The following is a 5,817-nucleotide window of genomic DNA, read 5'->3' on the forward strand; positions in this document are numbered from 1 at the left end:
CTGCACCTCGAGCTGGCGCTCCGGCTCCTGCCAGCCCTTGCCCAACAGCCGGGTGACGCGCTCCAGACGCTGGGTGACGGTGTTGACGTGCACGTGCAGCGCCGCGGCGGTGCGGGTGAGGTTGCGGTCGGCGGCGAAGTAGGCCCGCAGGGTCTCGACCAGCTTCGACCCCTTCGCGGCGTCGTAGTCGATCACCGGGCCCAGCCGCGAGGAGACGTACGTCGCCGGGTGGCCGTCGGAGCCGAGCAGCAGCCCCACGAACCCCAGGTCGTCGGCGGTGACCACCTGGCCCTCGCGGCCCAGGGTCATCGCCGCCGCCAGGCAGCGACGGGCCTCGTCGTATCCCTTCACCACGGCGTCGGGGCTGCTCAGCGGCCCCGGCACCGGGCCGGCGGCACCGACCGTCACCGGCGCACCCGCCGATAGCCGCAGTCCCTCGACGACCAGCTCGCCGGCCGCGCGGGCGTCGCAGTCGGGGAAGATCAGCACGACCTGCCCCTGCCGCACCGCCGCGAAGCCGTCGTGGGTCGCCGCGACGAAGGTCGCGGCCTGGCCGACACGTGCCCGGTCACCGGGGACGTTGGCCACCACCACGGCATAGGGCCTGGACAGGTCCGCCTGCAGCAGGCGGCCGCGCTCGCGCAGCGTCTCCGGATCCGGGGTGGTGCCGGAGAGCAGCTCGTCGAGGAGCTCGCCGCGCACCCGTCCCTCGGCCTCGGCGACGCTGCGGCGGAAGAGCAGCAGCAGCGCCGTGACCAGTGCCGCCCGCTCCAGGATCCGCTGGTCGCCGTCGTCCAGATCGCCGTCCTCGCGGTCGACCTCGCGCGGTCCCAGCAGCATCGAGCCGAGCTGCTCGGCGCCGGCGAGCACTGGGGTGGCGTAGACGTCGCCGCTGCCGGCAGTGCGGCTCAGGTCGAGGCTGCGTCGGGTCACGGCCGCCTCGTAGTCGGAGACGGGCTGGTCCGGGGCGCTGCTCGCGATGACCTCCCAGTGGAGGTCGAGCACGACGACCCGGGCGCCGAGGACCTCGGCGACGCTGCGTACGACATCGTCGACGCCCCCACCCTCCACGACGATCCGGGTGAGCCGGTCGTGGGCATCGGCGGCGCGCTCGACGACCTCGTTGCGCGCCTGCAGCTGACGGGTGGTGACCTCGAGCTCGGCGACCGCTGCTCGGGTCTCCTCCAGGAGCCGGGCCTTGTCGACGGCGATCGCGGCGTGGGCCGCCAGGGAGACGAGCAGGGCGCTGGCCTCGGTTCCGAAGGGACGTACGGTCCGGTTGGCCGCGAAGAGGACGCCGATCACCTGGGTGCCGAGCAGGAGAGGCACGCCGATGATCGCGCGGATGCCCTCCCCGCTGACGGCTGCGTCGATGTCGGGGGCGTGCCGGAAGCGCTCGTCGGGGATGTAGTCGGCGGTCGAGTAGGGCTTCATGGTCTGGGCGACGAGGCCGCCGAGCCCGATGCCGAAGGGGATCCGGGTCGTGCGGAAGGCCGCGGTCAGGATGCCCTCGGTGACCCGCATGTACTCGCCGCGGCGCTCGTCGTTGAGGGTCAGGTAGGCGACGTCGCTGTTGAGCAGCTGCTTGGCCCGGGTCACGATCGCCTGCAGCACCGCTTCCAGGTTGGTCAGCATCGCCAGGTCGTTGGCCGACTCGAACAGCGCCCCCAGCTCGCCCTCGCGCCGCCGGCGGGCCTCCAGGGTGTCTCTGACCTGGAGCGCGAGACGCTTGGCGTAGTCGATCCGCTCCTGTTCCTCGACCGTCGCGCCGGCTGCTCGCGCAGCCTGCGACGGCCCCTCGAAGTCGGCCTCCGCGGCATCCCCGGCGAGCAACTCCAGGAACGCAACCACATCGACCGTCATGTGACCGAAGTTACACTTCTACGCGCTCGCCGACATATGGGAGAGCCACATAGTTGCCCCGGATCAGGTATGTGTCGTCGCCAGTTCGTCCGCCGACGTGACAGGTCGCTCGCAGACGAAACCCCGACAGACGTACGCCGCCGCCCTCCCGTCCACCGGAGTCCGGCTGCTCAGCAGCGGGATGTCCTCGCGGGCCTCGTCGGCGACGACCACGACCGCGCCCGGCTTGCGCCGGGCGACCGCCTCGAGAGCGTCGCGATCCGGCCCCGCCGGGCCGACGACCGCGATCTCGAGCGGACCGTTCTTCATCGTCGCTGCCGCGGCCAGCGACCAGCCGGCGAACCGGGGCGCCTTGTTCATCAGGGTGCTGATCGCGGCGAGCGCCTCCTCGGCGGCCGTGCGGTAGCGGCCCTCCCCGGTGAGCGCGTGCGCGGTGACGAGCGCGTGGACCATCGCGCTCGTGCCGCCGGGGCTGGCGTTGTCGGAGGCGTCGCGGGGCCGTGTGACCAGCGCCTCCGCGTCGTCGGCGGTGTCGTAGAAGCCGCCGTCCTCGGCGCGGAAGTGGGTCAGCGCGGTGTCGAGGAGTGACGTGGCCCGGTCGAGCCAGGTGGCGTCGCCGGTCGCCTGCGTCAGGCTCAGGAACCCCGATGCGACACAGCCGTAGTCCTCCAGCACTCCCGCGTGCGCGCCGGCCACGCCGTCGCGGCTGACGCGGAGGAGGCGGGCGGGGTGTCGGTTCATCAAGGTATGCAGGCCAACCGGCGCTTCCCTCGTGGAGTTCCGCACGGGATGTGACGGTTCGGCTGCATACCTTGATGAACCGACATGCACCCGCCACAGCAGTTCCGCCGCCGCGACAGCGGCCTCGACGTACCTCGGCTCGCCGAGCAGGAGCCCGGCATCGACCAGCCCGCTGATCGCGAGCCCGTTCCAGGCGGCGACGACCTTGTCGTCGCGCGACGGGCGCACCCGCTCCCCGCGCGCCGCCAGGAGCCGCGCCTTGACCGACTCGAGCCGCTCGAGATCGTCGGGCCGGTGACGCAGCTGCAGCGTCGAAGCCCCCTGCTCGAACGTCCCCGCCTCGGTCACCTCGAAGACCTCCGCCGCCCAGGCACCGTCCTCGGCACCGAGCACCTCGACGAGCTCGGCCGGCGTCCAGACGTAGAACTTGCCCTCGACCCCTTCGCTGTCGGCGTCGAGCGCGGAGGCGAACCCGCCCTCGGCGGTCCCGAGCTCGCGGATCATCCAGTCGGCGCTCTCCCGGGCGACCCGGTCGCCGAGCTCGGTGCCGAGCCGGGCGTAGAGGCCGATCAGCTGGGCGTTGTCGTAGAGCATCTTCTCGAAGTGGGGCACCACCCAGCCGCGGTCCACGGCATAACGCGCGAATCCGCCTCCGATCTGGTCGTAGATCCCGCCACCGGCCATCGCGGCGACGCTCCGCGAGAGCATGTGCGAGACCCGGGAGTCCGCTCCGAGCGACCCGGCGACCCGCCGCAGGAACTCCAGCACCATCGACGGCGGGAACTTCGGGGCGCCCCCGAACCCGCCCGCCATCGGGTCGAACTCCCCCGCCAGCTTCTCCACCGCGGCGTCGACGTCGACCTGCCAGTCGCCCACGGCCCCGGCTGTCCCGGAGATGTTGGCCAGGTGCTGACGTACGTTGTCCGCCACCGCCCCGATCTCCGAGCGCCGCTGCGTCCACGCCTCGGAGAGCGCCTGCAGCACCTGCGTGAACGCCGGCTGCCCGTGGCGCGGCATGTCCGGGAAGTAGGTGCCCGCGAAGAACGGGTTGCCGTCGTGGTCGAGCACGACCGTCATCGGCCACCCGCCCGACCCGGTCATCGCCGTCGTCGCCGCCATGTAGACCGCGTCCACGTCCGGCCGTTCCTCCCGGTCGACCTTGATGTTGACGAAGTGCTCGTTCATGTACGCCGCGGTCGTCTCGTCCTCGAACGACTCGTGCGCCATCACGTGGCACCAGTGACAGGCGGCGTACCCGACCGACAGCAGGACGGGTACGTCCCGCCGCCGGGCCTCCTCGAACGCGTCGGGCGACCACTCCCACCAGTCGACGGGATTGTCCTTGTGCTGCTGGAGGTACGGGCTCGTCGCGGCGCCAAGTCGGTTCATGGGTCCATGATCCCGCAGGCCCAAGCGGGGACTCAGTCTTCGAGCGGCCCCAAGGACGGCCCGGCGACGAACCGGGCCGTCGGATCGGCGAGCCCGTCCAGCTCCAGCACGACGAGCTCGTTGCGGTCGGGCCGCAGCAGCGGGCCAGGAACGAAGAGGGTGTGCTGCGGCCCGCGGCGCCAGTAGCGGCCCAGGCAGAAGCCGTTGACCCAGGCGATGCCCTTGCCCCAGGCGGTGGTGTCGAGGAAGAGGTCGACGTCGGGCTCGGCCGAGAAGTGTGCGCGCCAGGCGGTGGGCCCGACCCCGGAGCTTCGGCCGCCAGATGGGCCCTCCCACAGGCGCGGCACCCGGTCGAGGTCGATGGCCAGGACCTCCCAGTCCGTGAGCGGCACCCCGTCGAGCAGGGCCGGCCCGACGAGGCCCTTGTGCTCACCGATGCGGGCACCGTAGTTGACCCGGCCCTGGTCCTCGACGACAAGCTCCAGCCGGCCGCGCCCGCGCGGGAGCGCGATCGCCCGCTCGTGGTGCTCCCGTTCGAGGACGCCGACCGGGGCGCCGTCGAGGAAGACGGCGGCCCGGTCACGTACCTCGCCGAGGGTGAGAACGCCCGGGCCGTCGCCCGGCAGCTCGGTCCGGTAGACCGCCAGACGGGTGTCCGTCTCCAGCTCGTCCAACACCGGGGGCGACTCCCAACGACTCCAGGAGCCCCACGCAGCCGGATCCTCGAACAGGCGCACCGGCTCGCCCAACGCCACGGTCTGCTCAGGTGCAGGAACGGCCAAGCCCGGGGTCTCGGTCGGCACCGGGGCGTAGCGGGCGATGACGTCGCGGAACGCGAAGTACTTCGCGGTCGGGTTCCCGGCCTCGTCCAGCGGAGCGTCGTAGTCGTAGGAGGTCACCGTCGGCCGGTAGATCCCCTTGTCGTTGGCGCCGCTCGTGAGACCGAAGTTCGTGCCGCCGTGGAACATGTAGACGTTGACCGAGGCCCCGGCGGCGAGGAGGGCATCGAGCTCCTCGGCGGCCTTCTCCACCGGGGTGGTGTGGTGCCGGCCGCCCCAGTGGTCGAACCAGCCGTCCCAGAACTCCATGCACATCAGCGGCCCGGTCGGCTGGTGCTCGCGGAGGGTGCGCAAGCGGTTCACGCTGTCAGACCCGAAGGAGCTCGTACGCAGCACCCCGTCGAGACCTCCGGCGGCGAGCATGGCGTCGACGGGCTGGTCCACGGTGACCAGTGGTACGTCGATACCGGAGCCGCGGATCATGTCCGCGACGGCCTGCAGGTAGTCCCGGTCGTCACCGTAGGCGCCGTACTCGTTCTCCACCTGGACCAGCAGCACGGGTCCGCCGAGGTCGACCTGGTGCGGGCGTACGAGGGCGAGGACCTGGTGGAGGTACTTCTCGACCGCGTCGAGGAAGCGTGGCTCGTGGCGGCGGATGCCGACGCCGGGCTCCCGGAACAGCCAAGGCGGCAGCCCGCCGTTGTCCCACTCCGCGCAGATGAACGGCCCCGGACGCACGATCGCGTGCAGGCCGGCCTCCCCCACCAGGCGCAGGAACCGCGGCAGGTCGAGGATGCCGTCGGTGTCGAAGACGCCCGGGCGGGGGCTGTGGGCGTTCCACGGGACGTACGTCTCGATGGTGTTGAGGCCCATCAGCCTGGCCTTCTCGATCCGGTCCGCCCAGTGGTCGGGGTGGACCCGGAAGTAGTGCAGCGCGCCGGAGAGGATCCGGAACGGCTCACCGTCGAGAAGGAAGTCGGTCTCACCGATCGTGAACTCGGGCATGCCTACCTCTCGCAAGGGACCGACGGCCGCCGCTCCGCGA

Annotated in this window: 3 protein-coding genes; all 3 read right to left on the minus strand. The window is 71.8% G+C overall.

Annotation, left to right across the window (positions count from 1 at the left end; genetic code table 11):
* Positions 1 to 1,863 (minus strand): helix-turn-helix domain-containing protein (locus tag ACFVJS_RS25955; protein WP_378886387.1); only part of this gene is annotated, 1,863 nt, incomplete at its 3' end.
* A gap of 63 nt (positions 1,864 to 1,926) precedes the next feature.
* Complete coding sequence (locus ACFVJS_RS25960; RefSeq protein ID WP_378886389.1) at positions 1,927 to 3,993, minus strand: thioredoxin domain-containing protein; 2,067 nt, start codon at positions 3,991 to 3,993, stop codon at positions 1,927 to 1,929.
* 32 nt (positions 3,994 to 4,025) lie between these two features.
* On the minus strand, positions 4,026 to 5,817 hold a 1,792-nt coding region (locus tag ACFVJS_RS25965; protein ID WP_378886391.1), incomplete at its 5' end, for a beta-galactosidase family protein.

It is taken from the genome of Nocardioides sp. NPDC057772 (assembly GCF_042798075.1).
Classification (GTDB): domain Bacteria; phylum Actinomycetota; class Actinomycetes; order Propionibacteriales; family Nocardioidaceae; genus Nocardioides.

Coding starts and splice junctions, on each gene's coding strand:
- ACFVJS_RS25960 (WP_378886389.1), bottom strand. CDS start 3,993: ATGAACCGACTTGGCGCCGCGACGAGCCCGTACCTCCAGCAGCACAAG.